This window comes from Klebsiella sp. Shm-1, assembly GCF_040804525.1.
GTDB classification, from domain to species: domain Bacteria; phylum Pseudomonadota; class Gammaproteobacteria; order Enterobacterales; family Enterobacteriaceae; genus Klebsiella; species Klebsiella pneumoniae.
On sequence record NZ_CP161823.1, the window covers coordinates 855,164 to 871,365 of the forward strand.

At 55.0% G+C, this 16,202-nt stretch carries 15 protein-coding genes; 8 read left to right on the forward strand and 7 right to left on the reverse strand.

The features are described 5' to 3' along the window. Positions 1–689 precede the first annotated feature (689 nt). From mrkA to mrkF, 5 genes are all read left to right on the forward strand, one after another. Positions 690–1,298 carry a type 3 fimbria major subunit MrkA gene (gene mrkA, locus AB1E37_RS04255; protein WP_002916128.1) on the forward strand — a complete coding sequence of 203 codons (609 nt, stop codon included), beginning with the start codon at positions 690–692 and terminating at the stop codon, positions 1,296–1,298. A 95-nt stretch (positions 1,299–1,393) separates the two neighbouring features. Then, a complete protein-coding gene (gene mrkB, locus AB1E37_RS04260) occupies positions 1,394–2,095 on the forward strand; it encodes a type 3 fimbria chaperone MrkB (RefSeq protein WP_014599251.1) in 702 nt (233 codons plus the stop codon). 11 nt (positions 2,096–2,106) lie between these two features. Continuing rightward, entirely contained in the window at positions 2,107–4,593 is a 2,487-nt protein-coding gene (gene mrkC / locus AB1E37_RS04265) for a type 3 fimbria usher protein MrkC (RefSeq protein ID WP_000813718.1), read from the forward strand. Continuing rightward, a complete protein-coding gene (gene mrkD, locus AB1E37_RS04270; protein ID WP_002916123.1) occupies positions 4,584–5,579 on the forward strand; it encodes a type 3 fimbria adhesin subunit MrkD in 996 nt (331 codons plus the stop codon). The genes mrkC and mrkD overlap by 10 nt, the downstream gene beginning before the upstream one ends. Positions 5,580–5,592: 13 nt before the next feature. After that, the gene (mrkF, locus tag AB1E37_RS04275; RefSeq protein WP_002916122.1) at positions 5,593–6,228 is read left to right on the forward strand and encodes a type 3 fimbria minor subunit MrkF; all 636 of its coding nucleotides are present in this window, start codon (positions 5,593–5,595) and stop codon (positions 6,226–6,228) included. 34 nt (positions 6,229–6,262) lie between these two features. On the opposite strand, the gene mkrJ is transcribed toward mrkF, so the two are convergent. The 6 genes from mkrJ to AB1E37_RS04305 all read right to left on the reverse strand — a co-directional run bounded on the left by mkrJ (position 6,263) and on the right by AB1E37_RS04305 (position 11,611). Beyond that, positions 6,263–6,979: a phosphodiesterase MrkJ gene (gene mkrJ, locus AB1E37_RS04280; protein WP_004149658.1), complete on the reverse strand. Its 717-nt coding sequence runs from the start codon at positions 6,977–6,979 to the stop codon at positions 6,263–6,265. A gap of 143 nt (positions 6,980–7,122) precedes the next feature. Then, a complete protein-coding gene (mrkI, locus tag AB1E37_RS04285) occupies positions 7,123–7,695 on the reverse strand; it encodes a transcriptional regulator MrkI (RefSeq protein ID WP_002916079.1) in 573 nt (190 codons plus the stop codon). 17 nt (positions 7,696–7,712) lie between these two features. Then, positions 7,713–8,417: a transcriptional activator MrkH gene (gene mrkH, locus AB1E37_RS04290; RefSeq protein ID WP_004152886.1), complete on the reverse strand. Its 705-nt coding sequence runs from the start codon at positions 8,415–8,417 to the stop codon at positions 7,713–7,715. A 382-nt stretch (positions 8,418–8,799) separates the two neighbouring features. Next, complete coding sequence (locus tag AB1E37_RS04295) at positions 8,800–9,678, reverse strand: aldo/keto reductase family oxidoreductase (protein WP_032440306.1); 879 nt, start codon at positions 9,676–9,678, stop codon at positions 8,800–8,802. Between the two features lie 118 nt (positions 9,679–9,796). After that, the gene (locus AB1E37_RS04300) at positions 9,797–11,026 is read right to left on the reverse strand and encodes an amino acid permease (protein ID WP_002916058.1); all 1,230 of its coding nucleotides are present in this window, start codon (positions 11,024–11,026) and stop codon (positions 9,797–9,799) included. Positions 11,027–11,149: 123 nt separating this feature from the next. After that, positions 11,150–11,611 (reverse strand): multidrug/biocide efflux PACE transporter, encoded by a 462-nt coding sequence (locus AB1E37_RS04305; protein WP_002916056.1) that lies wholly within the window; start codon positions 11,609–11,611, stop codon positions 11,150–11,152. Positions 11,612–11,713: 102 nt separating this feature from the next. Between AB1E37_RS04305 and AB1E37_RS04310 the strand changes: the two genes are divergently transcribed. The 3 genes from AB1E37_RS04310 to ompK26 all read left to right on the forward strand — a co-directional run bounded on the left by AB1E37_RS04310 (position 11,714) and on the right by ompK26 (position 14,824). After that, entirely contained in the window at positions 11,714–12,583 is an 870-nt protein-coding gene (locus AB1E37_RS04310) for a LysR family transcriptional regulator (protein WP_032448086.1), read from the forward strand. Positions 12,584–12,701: 118 nt separating this feature from the next. Further along, positions 12,702–13,880, forward strand: a complete 1,179-nt coding sequence (locus AB1E37_RS04315) for an acetyl-CoA C-acetyltransferase (protein WP_002916052.1) — start codon at positions 12,702–12,704, stop codon at positions 13,878–13,880. A 248-nt stretch (positions 13,881–14,128) separates the two neighbouring features. Beyond that, a complete protein-coding gene (gene ompK26 / locus AB1E37_RS04320) occupies positions 14,129–14,824 on the forward strand; it encodes a KdgM family porin OmpK26 (RefSeq protein WP_002916050.1) in 696 nt (231 codons plus the stop codon). A gap of 135 nt (positions 14,825–14,959) precedes the next feature. On the opposite strand, the gene AB1E37_RS04325 is transcribed toward ompK26, so the two are convergent. After that, a complete protein-coding gene (locus tag AB1E37_RS04325) occupies positions 14,960–16,135 on the reverse strand; it encodes an oligogalacturonate lyase family protein (RefSeq protein WP_023287970.1) in 1,176 nt (391 codons plus the stop codon). Positions 16,136–16,202 lie beyond the last annotated feature (67 nt).

Here is a 16,202-nt window from a genome sequence, read left to right on the forward strand (position 1 = left end):
ACTTTTATGGTGGAAAGCATGTTTGCTTTCGATGGACTTATAATAAGCCTGCTAACTATAACGTGCGTGGCAAAAAGTGCGATTTAGATCACATTTTTATGGCGGTTTGATGGCGTAAACATGATCGTTTATCTATTTTTTAATTTAAAAACAATGAATTAATGATTTGTTTCTGAAAGGGGGGATCACATGGGCTGCCCTTGTTCAGGGAGAGGAATGCGCCTCATTCATGCTTTCATCATTCGTTGTGTGAATGGTTTGGTGCTGTTTTCACCACCGCAAAGGCAGATTCAGACTTATCGCGATGGCCTTCCGAGGGCTTTTTCTGCATGCTGTTGCGGTCACTTTCTCTCGCTCTGGCGTTAGGCTTGCTGCGCTGTAAACAACCACCCTCGCGTTTTCATCTATCAATGACTGTTTATTAATAGTCGATGGTTATCTGTTATATAACTTAATGAAACGTGAACAAATGTATATTTGTCGGCGAATAAATAGCATTCTTTGACGCCGATAGCACCAGCGAACTTATATTTTTAGGTTCGTTACCTGACGCCTTAAATATTGCGGCTCCCGGTCAGTCGAAGATTCTATTAGCAGTGGCATAAATCAGCATCGCCTGATGTTTCTGGTTCTATGCGAATTCACAGTGTGCTCATTGATTCGTAATTCACTCTGACAAGGAAATGGCAATGAAAAAGGTTCTTCTCTCTGCAGCAATGGCAACCGCGTTTTTTGGCATGACTGCTGCCCATGCAGCTGATACCACTGTTGGCGGCGGCCAGGTTAATTTCTTCGGTAAAGTTACCGATGTATCCTGTACTGTTTCCGTTAACGGCCAGGGCAGCGATGCGAACGTTTACCTGTCTCCGGTAACCCTGACTGAAGTTAAAGCGGCAGCAGCGGATACTTACCTGAAACCGAAATCTTTCACCATTGACGTCTCTAACTGCCAGGCTGCTGATGGCACTAAACAGGATGACGTAAGCAAACTGGGCGTGAACTGGACCGGCGGTAACCTGCTGGCTGGCGCAACCAGCAAACAACAGGGCTACCTGGCGAACACCGAAGCTTCCGGTGCTCAGAACATCCAGCTGGTGCTGTCTACTGACAACGCTACCGCGCTGACCAACAAAATCATCCCGGGTGACAGCACTCAGCCGAAAGCGAAAGGCGACGCTTCCGCTGTAGCTGATGGCGCGCGTTTCACCTACTACGTAGGCTACGCCACCAGCGCGCCGACCACGGTAACCACCGGTGTGGTTAACAGCTACGCGACTTACGAAATTACTTACCAGTAATTCCGTCAGAAAATAAAACTGCCCCGCGATGGGGCAGTTAATAACAATAATAAAGCGGCAATGTCCGCCGCTTGTATTTTTATTCTGAGGTCAGCATGAAGCGTATTGCCCTTTTTTTCTGTTTCATTTTTAGTTTTGCGGCCCATGCCAACAATATTATTGTTAACGGTACCCGCTTTATTTATCCAGGAAATGAAAAAGAAATAACGGTACAGCTTTCAAATAACGCCGACCGTCCGGCGCTGGCGCAGGCCTGGCTGGATAACGGCGATGCCGATGCCACACCGGATACCATTACCACCCCGTTTATTATCACCCCGCCGATTTCGCGCGTTGACGCCAAGAGCGGCCAGACGCTGCGTATTAAGCTCGGCAGCAGCGCCGGTCTGGCGAAAGACAAAGAGACGCTGTGGTGGCTGAATCTGCTGGAAATTCCGCCGGTGGTGGCCAATCAGAAAAATGAAGGCCAGAACGTGCTGCAGCTGGCGATCCGTTCGCGCTTTAAATTTATTTATCGTCCTGCCGGACTGGGCAACCGCGATGCGGCGGCCGAGAAGCTGACCCTGACCGCCAGCGGCAGTGGTCTCGCCATCAACAACCCGACGCCGTTCTACATTACCGTCAGCCGTATTTCCCGCGACGGCGGTAAAGCCCTGAACAGCAAAACCGTGATGCTGGCGCCGCAGTCCAGGCAAACGGTGGCGCTCTCCTCCGCCGTCAACCGCGGCGAAACCCTGACCGTTAACAACATTAATGACTATGGCGCCGATGTCGCAGTGAAAGTGGCCGTTAAATAAGGGAAAAGCTAATGAAGCAGAGGTCATTCTGCCCGGGAAGATTAAGCACCGCGATCGCCATCGCGCTGTGCTGCTTTCCGCCATTTTCCAGCGGACAGGAAAACCCGGGAACGGTATATCAGTTTAACGACGGCTTTATTGTCGGCAGTCGCGAAAAGGTCGATCTGTCGCGCTTTTCGACCAGCGCGATTACCGAAGGCACTTACTCCCTTGACGTCTACACCAACGACGAGTGGAAAGGGCGCTACGATTTACGCATCGCGCGCGATAAAGATGGTCGGCTGGGCGTCTGCTACACCAAAGCGATGCTGGCCCAATATGGCATCGCGGCGGAAAAGCTCAATCCGCAGCTGAGCGAGCAGGAGGGCTACTGCGGTAGCCTCAAATCCTGGCGCAACGAAGAAAACGTCAAAGACAACCTGGTCCAGTCCTCCCTGCGGTTGAACATTTCGGTACCGCAGATCTATGAAGATCAACGCCTGAAAAACTATGTCAGCCCGGAGTTCTGGGACAAAGGTATTACCGCGCTCAATCTTGGCTGGATGGCGAACGCCTGGAACAGCCATACCTCTTCGGTAGGCGGGTCGGATAACAGCAGCGCCTATCTGGGCGTCAACGCCGGTCTGTCGTGGGACGGCTGGCTGCTGAAGCACATCGGCAACCTGAACTGGCAGCAGCAGCAGGGTAAAGCGCACTGGAACAGCAACCAGACCTATCTCCAGCGCCCTATCCCACAGCTCAACTCCATCGTCAGCGGCGGGCAGATTTTCACCAATGGTGAATTTTTCGACACCATCGGTCTGCGCGGGGTTAATCTTTCCACCGATGACAATATGTTCCCGGACGGCATGCGCTCGTATGCTCCGGAAATTCGCGGCGTGGCGCAGAGCAACGCCCTCGTCACCGTGCGTCAGGGCAGCAATATTATCTATCAGACCACCGTTCCGCCCGGACCGTTTACCCTGCAGGATGTCTATCCTTCCGGCTATGGCAGCGATCTTGAGGTCTCGGTGAAAGAAGCGGATGGCTCGGTAGAAGTGTTTAGCGTGCCTTACGCTTCCGTCGCCCAGCTGCTGCGTCCGGGAATGACCCGCTACGCGCTCTCCGCCGGTAAAGTGGACGACAGCGCGCTGCGCAACAAGCCGATGCTCTATCAGGCGACCTGGCAGCACGGGATCAACAACCTGTTGACCGGCTACACCGGGGTCACCGGTTTTGACGACTATCAGGCCTTCCTGGTGGGGACCGGGATGAACACCGGCATCGGCGCGCTCTCTTTTGACGTCACCCATTCGCGGTTGAAGAGCGATGCCCATGATGACTCGGGTCAGAGCTATCGCGCGACCTTTAACCGCATGTTTACCGATACCCAGACCAGCATCGTGTTGGCGGCGTATCGCTACTCGACGAAAGGTTATTACAACCTCAACGACGCGCTGTACGCCGTCGATCAGGAAAAAAATAGTCGCAGCAACTACACCCTGTGGCGGCAAAAAAACGGCATGACCTTCACGGTGAACCAGAACCTGCCGGACGGCTGGGGCGGGTTTTATCTCAGCGGCCGTATCTCCGATTACTGGAACCGCTCCGGGACCGAGAAGCAGTATCAGGTCAGCTACAACAATTCATTTGGTCGTCTCTCCTGGTCAGCGAGCGCGCAGCGCGTCTATACGCCAGACAGCTCCGGTCATCGTCGCGACGATCGTATTTCACTCAACTTCAGCTACCCGCTGTGGTTTGGCGATAACCGCACCGCCAACCTGACGTCGAACACCTCGTTCAATAACTCGCGCTTTGCCAGCTCGCAGATTGGTATCAACGGTTCGCTGGACAGTGAAAACAACCTTAACTACGGCGTGTCGACCACCACCGCCACCGGCGGTCAGCATGATGTGGCGCTCAACGGCAGCTACCGTACGCCATGGACCACCCTCAACGGCAGCTACAGCCAGGGCGAAGGCTATCGTCAGAGCGGCATTGGCGCCAGCGGGACGATGATCGCCCACAGCGGCGGCGTGGTGCTCTCACCGGAAAGCGGCTCGACGATGGCCCTGATTGAAGCCAAAGACGCGGCCGGGGCGATGCTTCCGGGATCGCCGGGCACCCGTGTGGACAGCAATGGTTACGCCATCCTGCCGTATCTGCGCCCGTACCGGATTAACGCCGTGGAAATCGACCCGAAAGGCAGTCATGACGACGTGGCCTTCGATCGCACCGTGGCGCAGGTTGTGCCGTGGGAAGGCAGCGTGGTTAAGGTCGCGTTCGGCACTAAGGTGCAGAACAACCTCACCCTGCAGGCGCGCCAGGCGAACCATGAGCCGTTGCCGTTTGCGGCAAGTATTTTCTCCCCCGACGGCAAGGAGATCGGCGTTGTCGGCCAGGGCAGCATGATGTTTATCAGCGATGCGAACGCCAAACGCGCGATTGTGAAGTGGAGCGGCGGGCAGTGTTCGGTGGATCTGGGACAGCAAACAACAAAGGATAGCGTATGTCGCTGAGGAAATTACTAACGCTTTTTATCGTCTTAATGGCGCTGGGAACCACCTCGTCCTGGGCCTCCTGTACGCGTCTCTCATCGCCAACGGTGATGCTGGACATGGTGGTGGGCAGGGTGGTGGTGCCCCCGGATCTGCCGGTGGGCTCGGTGATCCTTACCCGCGACTGGACGATGAGCGCTCCCGGCGGGGCAAGCTATCGCTGTACTTCCGGCACCAACCGCTTTGCGGCGAAGATCGTGTCGCCAGGGGCCACGGACCTTGGAAATAAAATCTACTCCACCAACGTGCCGGGAATCGGCATGCGTTTCAGCCGCGGCGGCGCAACGGTAAATATCGTCTATCCCGACGTCTTTTCGTCCCGGGTATATAACACCACCAACTATTCCCTCGAAGGGTCGCGCTTTACGCTGCAGATTATCAAAACCGCGGCAACCACCGGCAGCGGCACCCTGGCGGCGGGTAAGTACACCTCCTACGACTGGGAGAGCGGCGGTAACCCGATCCTCGAAACCTATCTGAGCGCCAACGCCATCACCGTGGTCTCGCCCTCCTGTTCGGTGCTGAGCGGGAAAAATATGAATGTCGATGTGGGTTCCATCCGGCGCACCGACCTGAAAGGGGTCGGCACCACCGCCGGCGGGAAGGATTTTAATATCGACCTGCAGTGCAGCGGCGGCCTGAGTGAAACGGGATATGCCAACATTAGCACCTCGTTCTCCGGTACCCTGGCCACCAGCACTACCGCTACCATGGGCGCCTTGCTGAATGAAAAAGCCGGCAGCGGGATGGCGAAAGGCATTGGCATCCAGGTGCTGAAGGATGGCTCCCCGCTGCAGTTTAATAAGAAATACACCGTCGGCCGCTTGAATAATCAGGAGACCCGCTACATCACCATACCGCTGCACGCGCGTTTTTATCAGTATGGCCCGACGACCAGCACCGGCGAGGTGGAGTCGCATATGATCTTTAACCTGACGTACGATTAATACGGGAGGGGGAATGAAGGGATTGCCGAAAAACACTATCGCGTGGCTGCTATTTTGCGGCAGCCTCGCCGCCCCCTCGGCGTGGGGTTTTGAGACCAATTACGATCGCGGACGGGTCGATTTTGCCGGGCGGGTGACGGATATTTCCTGTAGCGTCGCGCTAAACGGCGGCCAGCATGCCGGCAGCGGTAATGTCTGGCTGGCGCCGGTCAGCCTGGCGGAAGTCCACGATCGCGGGGCCGGGGCGTTTATGAAACCGCAGCCGTTTACCCTGGCACTGTCAAACTGCCAGCTGCGCCATGATGGTGGGGCAGCCTCGCAGGATGAGGTGCGTCGGGTCAGCGTGCGCTGGGTCGATGGTTTTTTACTGACGGCGGTCGGTAACGAAAACGCCGGGTATCTGGCCAATACCTTGCCGGATGGAGCGCAGAATATTTATCTGGCGCTATCGACTAACGATAATAATACGCTGGATAAGAGTAATAAAATTGTCCCGGCGGACCCGCAGCAAAATCAGGTGCGTTTGCAGGAAAGCGCGGTCAGCGGCGGCCTGTTCACCTATTACGTTGGCTATGTTTCGCCAACGCCGAAAAGCGCCACCAGCGGGCCGATTACCAGCTGGGCAACGTGGGAATTAGTTTATAATTAAGTGACGTTAAAAAGCCGGGAATTCCCGGCTTTTTTTACATGGCAATATCATCGGCGACCAGTTGTTCAATACTGACTTCCCGCCAGTAATGTCCCTGGATAGCAAACCACTCCATTCCCTGCAGCCATTCTTTATGGGCTTCGCTTTCGACACCTTCAATAATCACATTATGATGGTTGCGCGATAAAAAGGTCACCAGCGCATCCATCAGCTGGCGGCCGGACTCTTTGCGCATCAGGTGCCAGAAAAAATCCTTATCAATTTTCACATAGTCAAAGTGATAACCGCGAATAGCGTTAATTCCCGCGTAGCCGGAGCCGAAGTCGTCGAGCCACAGTGAGGTATCCTGTGGGCTCTGCCAGGCGGCAAGAGAATTATGCAGCAGATTCTCGGCGTTTTCGGTTACCTCGAAATGGACGCAGGTCAGGGCGGCGATTTTGGCTTTTATATCCTTCTGGCGCAACAGGTTAAGGATATGGTCATCAACGTTAATTGTTGCGGAAATATGGTTACGTAAAAACCAGGCTTTATGCTTTTCAATCAGTGCCAGTTGTTCGAGAAAAATACGTTCACGAACGGCGGCGGTAGCATGGCGGAAAAAATCTTCGGGGGAAATAGAAAGATTATCAAAGCGGCTTAAGCATTCCACCGCGACCAGAGTACCTTGTGGGGAAAACATTTTCTGAAAGACGTAGCGTACAGCGATATCATTACGAGATAAAATGTTGTCTTCGAATATTTTAGTGTTCATTATCCCTCTTCACGAGGTTAGTCAGACAATAGGCAGAGGATACATTAATTATAGGCTACCTGATGATTAATGGGAATGGCGGGAAATGTAAATCAACAGCGAATAAGTACGCTTTATCCGCTACTGATTTACCGGGAGAACATTTAGCATTGATGGAGAGCGGCAATACGCTGATTCATAGTGCGGGAATTATCAATACCCAGTTTTTGCATGATATGGATGCGGTGGCTATGAACCGTTTTATGAGCAATGCCGAGCAGGGCGGCAATACGCTTATTATTATTGTTGGCAATGAGCAGTTCGAGGATCTGACACTCCCGTGGTGAAAGCTGTTTGCGCAATCCTCGCGGCGGCAGTTCGCTGACGCCTTTGGCGCGTTGGACGATAGATGAAAAAAGAGTTAGCGGAGATTTCTCACTAATAATCATAGCGTTGTCAAAGTTTATCAACTCTCTGCACAGCCCGACAATGTCGCTTTTCACCATTAGCACCGGCTGCTGGCAGCGCAGCAGGGAAAGGCGGAGCGCATTCAGCAGATCGACGATCCTGATGGCAGAAATATCCTTATTAATTAAATTGAAAATAATCGTCTGGGCCAGTGGCAGATGTTTCTCATGGATGACATCGGCATAACTCAGACGGGTGGCATTTTCATGGCTATCAATAAGGTAGTGATAGATTGAGTGACCAATGAGATTGTCATTGGTGTACAGCAATATACTGTCCAAGGTTGTCAGATTCTCTTTTTGCGCTTGGCTTCTAAGATCAGGTCCAGCAGTATCTTCTCTATTCTGCGCTGGTCATCGAGATGGCGGAACTTAAACTGGCAGGATATCTGATAGTAGCTCTCACTCTCTTCATTAGCGTTATCCAGGGTGATAACAATGACATTTTTGACCACCAGGTCGATGGTGATCTCGCCATATTCTGCAAGCATAAGTACGGCGTTTTTCAGTAAGGCGTTGTGGCTGAGAAATTTAAGATTCGGCGTTTTGGTCATCAATGCGCAACCGCCATCTGAAATGTCTTTGATATCGAAAAGATAGTTTTCGCCGTTTTTATGGCGGCCGCGGCAATAAAAGTCATGCTCATGGCGTAAACGAAAGCGGGGATCGCGGCGACGCTGCACTACCTGCAGGCATTCAGGCAATGAAAAAGCGTAGCGGATACCTTTATCGACACCGCTATTGTCATGTTTTGTCAGGGCCGCATTAAACTCTATTTTCCCTGAATCGCTATGCAGGAGAAAGCGAATTTTATGCCCGGACGGGATTTTGCGATGGGTCTGAATATGAAACTCGGCAAAGTCCACGCGCGTCAGTTGGGTTATGATACTGGTGTTGTTAAAAAATATTTCAATTTCAGTACGTTTGCGCAACTCCTCTCTGAAAATAGCAATAATTTCATACTTACTGGTCTTTATCGTTCCCTCTGTCATATGCATCCCTTGTAAATAGTTGTCGTGAGGCGTTTGATTTTTCTTATAGCAATAGCAACATTCTGATTGGGTTAATCAGATGTTTTTATGAGCGTTTGATGTTATTGACTATCTTTGCAGCCAGATTGATATGTATAAACTTGGAATTTGATATTGTATTTCCTGTAATCACGAGTTTCGAATTTTGGTCATGACAAAAACGACAACGGCCTCCAAGCTGGAGACCGGTCGAAGGATAAAAAATTAAGTTTAATTAACGGGGATAATGAGAGAACGATCGTCGATCACGCCCCATTTGTAGGATCTATAGTGCCAGTAGCGGTGAGGTTTTTCCAGGCAAATATTGAGGAGGGATAGGGTTCCCTCCATTTTGTCTGGCAGGTCAGCGGCGCGCGGCGGTGGCGATATTATCGAGGGTGCGCAGCGCTTCCGCGGGCAGGACCAGCTCGGCAGCGGCAATATTTTCCGCGAGGTGCGTGCGGGAGGAGGTGCCGGGGATCAGCAGAATATTTGGCGCTCGCTGGAGCAGCCAGGCGAGGGCGACCTGCATCGGCGTCGCCTCAAGCGAAGCCGCGACCTCGTTCAACTCCTGCGCCTGCAACGGCGTAAAACCGCCCAGCGGGAAAAAGGGCACCCAGGCGATGTGCTGGGCGGCCAGCGCATCCACCAGCGCGTCGTCGGCGCGATGGGCAACGTTATAAAGGTTTTGCACGCAGACGATGGGTGTCATTTTCTGCGCATCCGCGACCTGCTTTGCCGTCACGTTGCTGAGGCCGATATGGCGGATTAATCCTCGCTCTTTCAGTTCCAGCAGGGTGGCGAGTGGCGCCTCCAGCGAACCCTCCACCGGGCCGTGCGGGCTCAGCATACTGCGCAGATTAACCACTTCCAGTACCTCAAGCCCCAGGTGACGCAAATTGTCTTCAACGGCCTGGGTCAGTTCGGCGGGCGACATGGCCGGTAGCCAGTTGCCTTTCTCGTCACGGCGGGCGCTGACCTTGGTGACAATGCACAGATCGTCAGGATAGGGATGGAGCGCTTTGCGGATCAATTGATTGGTCACATGCGGACCGTAAAAATCAGAGGTATCGATATGGTTTACCCCGGCCTCGACGGCGGCCTGCAGGACGCGCACCGCCTCTTCGGGATCTTTGGGCGGGCCGAAAACACCGGGGCCGGCCAGCTGCATCGCGCCGTAACCTAAGCGATAGACCTGGCGATCGCCGAGCGTGCCGCGACCGGATAAGGTGACACTGGACATAAGAACTCTCCTCACGGTGGCTAAGCCGTAAGTGTAATCCGCTCACAAGGAAGGCAAGGGGGAGAATATTGTCAGAATGTGCGACAGCAGCTCAGGCAGCCGCTGTCGCCAGAGGGGATTAGCCGAAGAACATCACCGACACGCAGAGCAGGCCAACCACCAGCGTAATGGCGTTACCCACCGAGCGGTACGGCTTCAGCGCCGGAATGAGCCATGTCGACAGCGTGGGCATAATAAACAGGATCATGGCGATAAGCGGTCCGCTGATAGCGTAGATCATTGAGATCGCATTCGGGTTGATAAAGCACACCGCAAAAGTGAAGGCGGAGACCAGCAGGATCGACATCGCGCGGTTGAAAGCGCGGCTCTTACGCACGCCCAGCAGGCCCAGCGAGCTTTTGACGATTTCGCTGGCGCCTTCAATCACTCCGAAGTAGGTTCCGAGAAACGATTTCGACATAGCGACGACGGCGACGATGATGCCGGTCACCGCCAGCCATCCCGGCGCGCCTGGCACCATCGACAGGGCGGAGAGGATAGTCACCCCCTGATCGCGGGCGGTCTCTATATAGGTTGCCGGGATCGCCAGCAGACAACTGAAGACAAAAAACAGCACGCTGGCGCAGATGATGGTGTAGGCCACCTTCATGATTTTTTTGCATTTACCCATGGCCAGGTCGCCGTGTTTCTCCTGCTGATCGATAGCAAAAGTCGAGATGATCGGCGTATGGCTAAAAGCGAAAACCATCACGGGAATAGAGATCCAGACCTGGTGGAGCGTCTGCGGGCTGAACTGCATCTGGCTGGTGAGATGCTCCGGATGCCAGTCGCGGATTAAATAGAGGGAGAGAAACAGGAAACAGGCGATAAGCGGGAAGACCAGAAAGCCCATCACCTTGATGGTGACCTGCCGTCCCATGAGAAAGATCAGGTTGAGGACCAGCACGACCCCCAGACTCAGCAGCGCACGCAGCCCTGGGGTCATCGGCGTGCGATGCGCCACCTGTTCGGCCAGCGAGTTGGTGATGGCCACGGCGTAGATGAGCACCACCACAAAGAAGGCAAGGAAATAGAGGCCGGTGATCAGGTTGCCAATTTTCTTACCATAGTAGTGATTAACTGCGCCGGTGATCCCGGTTCCCGGCGCGATATTGGCCGAGAGAATAAACTGGCTCAGCGCTTTGTGGGGCCAGTAAGTGAGCGGCCAGGCGACCAGCGCGGTGATGAACAGCACAATGGCGCCAGCCGAACCCAGCTGGATCGGTAGAAATAGCGTCCCAGCGCCTACTGCAGTGCCATATAAGGCAAAACTCCATAGAGTTTCTTCTTTAGACCAAATTTTAGACATTATGCGACTTTATCAACCGTCAAACCAAAAAAAAGGAGTGCAATTTACCATATTTATGGTTCGTCTGTTGCGATAGTTTTTGGTGATAAAGTCGCGGCGGATCGTCGAAGATCCGCGCCGGGATTAACCGCGCGCCGTCTGGCGCGGGCGGCGGTGACGAATAACGCGCTCGCGCAGGGTGTCCCATACCCAGTTAAAGGCCATGGTGTAGGGCAGGAAGAAAAGCATGAAACCGATCTCCAGCATAAACGCCTGCAGCAGCGAGACGCCCAGCACGATCGCCACCATGGTGACGCCAATGATGACGAATCCGGTTTCGAAACCGAGCGCGTGCAGGGCGCGTACTTTCAGCTGGCGGGGGAAGCGGGAGACCGGCCACAGGCGATCGAACGCCGCGTTATAGATAATGTTCCATACCATCGCCAGGGTGGCGAGCAGAATGCTCAGTCCGCCCATCTCCACTACCGAGCGCTGCATCAGCCAGGCGGCGGTAGGGGCGAGGATCAGCGTCGCCAGTCCTTCGAAGGTGATGGCGTGGATAACGCGTTCGGTGAGCGTCTTGCGCTGATGTGGGGTCTGTTGCATGGCGAGCTACCTCCAGTTTTAGCCTGAACAGGAAATTACCCGGCAGTTTATGGAAAAATATGATAAACAAAAGATAGGAACCATCGATATTGTAGATACATCATGCGTTATTCACCGGAAGCCTTAACCGCCTTTGTCGAGGCGGTCGACAGCGGATCGTTCTCCGCCGCCGCCCGCCGCCTGCGGAAAAGTCAGTCGACGATCAGTACCGCCATCGCCAATCTGGAGGCCGATCTCGGCGTAATCCTCTTTGACAGGGCAACGCGGCAACCGACGCTGACCCCGCAGGGGGAGCAGGTGCTGAGCTATGTCAAAGCGATTCTTGCCGCCAGCGAGCGGCTGGACGAACTGGCTGTGTCGCTGTCCGGCGAGACGGAGCCGCGGCTGACCTTCGTGCTCTCCGATACTCTGCACCCGGACGTGCTGGAAGATCTGCTGGTGCAGTTTGACCGCCGCTTTCCTCATACCGAGTTTGAGTGTTTGATTGGCGAAGACGAGGATGTGATCGATCTCCTGCAAAAATCCCGCGCCCAGGTGGGGCTGATTGAGGCGAGGGAGCGCTACCCCACCGATATCGGCAGCACCCGCCTGCCGCTGCAGACGGCGATGGGCATTTATGTAGCCCCTGACCATCCGCTGGCGGCGCAGGGTAAGGTCGCCTGGGATGAGCTGCGCAGCTGGCGCGAGCTGCGTTTGAGCACCTTTCTGGCCAGCGCCACCGAACCTGCCGCAGGCCAGGTCTGGTCGGCGCCAAACTACCTGCTGCTGCTCAGCATGGCGGCGCAGGGGTTCGGCTGGTGCATTCTGCCCAGCGCGCTGGTGGCGGAGTTTGCGCCGCAGGGCGGGCTGGTGGCGCTCGATATCCCCGGCTGGCCGCGGGCAATTTCAGTCGATCTGCTGTGGAATAAGAAAGCGCCGCCGGGAGCGGCCGGCAGCTGGCTGCGTCAGCATCTGCAGCGGCGTGAACGTTAACGAATAGCTATTTCTTTGTGATTGGCTTCACTTTTTTTAAACAATTACAAAGTTTTTTGATAACAATTATCTAGTATATCGCTGTTTCTTTGCGCAAATGCATGGGCAGGGGTAGAGGATGAAGGATGTCGTGATCGTCGGCGCGCTGCGAACGCCGATTGGCTGCTTTCAGGGCGCATTATCGCGCCATTCAGCCGTCGAGCTGGGGAGCGTGGTGGTGAAGGCGCTGGTGGAGAAGACGGGAATCGATCCGCACAGCGTGGATGAGGTGATCCTCGGCCAGGTGCTGACCGCGGGGACCGGACAAAATCCGGCGCGTCAGTCCGCTATTCGCGGTGGGCTGCCTAACACCGTATCGGCTATCACAATTAACGATGTCTGCGGTTCCGGCCTGAAGGCTCTGCACCTCGCTACCCAGGCGATCCAGTGCGGGGAAGCGGACGTGGTGATCGCTGGCGGCCAGGAGAATATGAGCCGCGCTCCGCATGTGCTTACCGACAGCCGCACCGGCGCCCAGCTGGGCAACAGCCAGCTGATTGACAGTCTGGTGCATGATGGGCTGTGGGATGCTTTCAACGATTATCATATGGGCGTCACGGCGGAAAACCTGGCCCGGGAATTTGGCATCAGTCGCGAGCTGCAGGACGCCTGGGCGCTCAGCTCACAGCATAAGGCGCGCAAGGCGATTGATTCCGGTCGCTTTCGCGATGAGATCGTCCCGGTTGTCACCGAGCATAACGGCGCGGCGCGCACCGTGGATACCGATGAACAACCGCGGGTGGATGCCAGCGCGGAAGGGCTGGCCAGCCTGCAGCCCACCTTCGATCGCCTTGGATCGGTAACCGCCGGCAACGCCTCAAGCATCAATGACGGCGCGGCGGCGGTAATGATGATGAGCGAGGCTAAAGCGCTGGAGCTGGGGCTGCCGATCCTTGCGCGGATCCGCGCCTTCGCCAGCGTCGGCGTCGATCCGGCGCTGATGGGCATTGCCCCGGTGCATGCCACCCGTCGCTGTCTGGAGCGGGCCGGCTGGCGGTTGGACGACGTCGATCTGATCGAAGCCAATGAGGCCTTTGCCGCTCAGGCGATCTCGGTTGGCCGGGTACTGGAGTGGGATGAGCGCCGGGTCAACGTCAACGGCGGCGCGATCGCCCTCGGCCACCCCATCGGCGCCTCCGGCTGCCGGATTCTGGTGTCGCTGGTGCATGAAATGATCAAGCGCGATGCCCGCAAAGGTCTGGCGACGCTGTGCATTGGCGGCGGTCAGGGCGTGGCGCTGGCGGTAGAACGCGCATAGCGCTATACCTCGATTTCCATGGCCTCCTGCGGGAGGCCTTTTTTATGCGCCGTGCTTTGCCGAACCCTTATTTTTCCCCTCCCTCTTTCACTCTCCCCGGCGAAATTATTGAGCTTCGTCACGTCTTGTTGTGCCACCTTTTTTGAAACAAATAACTACGATCCTGGTCACTAAAACTATGGTGTCTAAAAAATAAAATGATGTTTCATAAAAACGAAATGTCATTTTATTTATTGTAAGGGTACCCTATGTTAAAACGATCTCTGGTTCTCGCCGCCCTCTGCGGTATGTCTTTTGCGGCAACCGCGGTAACGATAGATTTACGTCATGAATTTATTGATGGCGGAAAGAGTGATAAAAGTAATGCTGACCGCGTCTCCGTTTCTCACCGCTTTGCCAACGGCTTAGGCTTTACCGTCGAGGCCAAATGGCGTTCGGGTGGCGACAACGGTTCGCAACCCTATTCGGACGTGGTGGGCAATGGTCATGAAGACACCATCAGCTGGCGCTGGAAAGCAACGTCGAACTTTTTCCTCACCCCCGGGTTTACCATTGAGAGCAACGACAGCCGCTCCATCTACAAGCCGCACCTGCACGCGCAGTACAGCTTCGACAACGGCTTCTATGTCGCCGCTCGCTATCGCTATGAATACACCCGCTATCCGAACAACGCCGGCAAAGATGATGACAAAGTTAACCGCGGCGACGCGTGGGCCGGATTTGTCCTCGGCGACTGGCGTACAGAGCTGAACTATGTCTATGCCCGCAGCTCGGAAGGGGTCAGCCGCAACGACAATAAACCCTACTCGCAGGAATATAACGTGAAGGTGGCCTATAAGCTGGATAATAACTGGTCGCCGTATGGCGAAATTGGCAACGTCGGGGTCAATGACCGCAGCGATCGTCAGACCCGCTTCCGCGTTGGGGTGGCTTACTCGTTCTGACCGACCATTCATCCCTCATCGTTTGTTTTCCCCGGCGCCGTCAGCCGGGGTTTTTTTATGGGGGAAAGAGAAGGGACAAAAAAAGCCCTCCATGAAGGAGGGCAAGGCCAGTTACAGAAAGAAGTGTGGCGTGGATCAGGCGCTCAGCATTGACGGGTGCGCGGGTAATTTCGCGATATAGATGGCCGGTTTACCGTCTTTATCGGAGCTGAACAGAATGGCGCTATCGTCCGGGGTAAATGAGGGGTGCGGGTGCGTTACCTGGCGGCTGTTGGCCACCGTCGCCCACGAGGTATCATGGCGCGCGACGCGGAAGTAGCGCTTTTCCGCCACGTTAAAGACATACAGCCAGGGATCGTTATCAATGGAGTAGCCGCCGGTATCCTTGACATCCACCGGTGTACCTGAGCCATCGCCTACCAGCAGCGTGCCATCGAAATTGCTCATCAGATGCGAGCAGGCCGGCATCGTCATCAGGGCCTCGTTGACGCCGCTTTCGGGATCAAAGCGATAGATCGTCCGCCCCTGCTGGCCTTTCAGATAGGAGACGTAGATCAGCGCCGAACCGTCCGGCACCCAAAATTCATGAGTACAGCTTTCGCCTGGAGCATGCGCTTTGACTTTGCGAACATGGCTGCCATCCTCGTTGACCAGCCACATGCGGGCGTCCACCAGATCGTGCGGCCCTTCATGGCAGAAGGCGACGGTATGGTCGTCGAAGGGACGATAGATCGGGTGTCCCAGCCAGATTTTTTCCTCATGGATCACCTGGCTCTCACCGCTGCGCAGGTCGACGCGCAGCAGGCGGCAGTGCGGTCCTTTATGGAAGAAATCATGGAAAATCTGCCAGTCGTTGAGTGGCGTCCAGTCGCTTTTGGCAATCTCAATGCCCACCAGTTTGCTGCAATCGCTGTTTGCCACCCAGGTGCCGTAGCCGACCCAGTCATCGCTGACGCGATAAACTTCGCGCTCAACGAGGGTGGTCAGATTCACCTCCAGCAGGGTGCGGTCATTTTTCACGTAATAAAGCGACTTATCGTCCGGGGAGAGGAAGCCGCCGAAGGTGTTATCCCCGGCGCCTTCGGTTAGCTGGACGGCCTCGGCGCTGGCGATATTCAGCAGATAGTAGTTCCAGTGGCCGTCAAACTCGCCGGCGAACAGTAAATGGCTGCCATCGTTAAAAAAGCACTTCTGATAGAAGTAGTTGCGATGACAGGTGACCTCCGGGGGGGTTAAGCGGGTGACTTCCGCCCCGGTATCCGGATCGTGGCTGACGTGATAATTCAGTTTGACCCGCATGCCTTTAGCCATGTAGTGCTCCTTTCTTTCCTGCGATGCCGCTGGACCAGAGGCGTGTCGCTGAGTGATATGTTTTAAA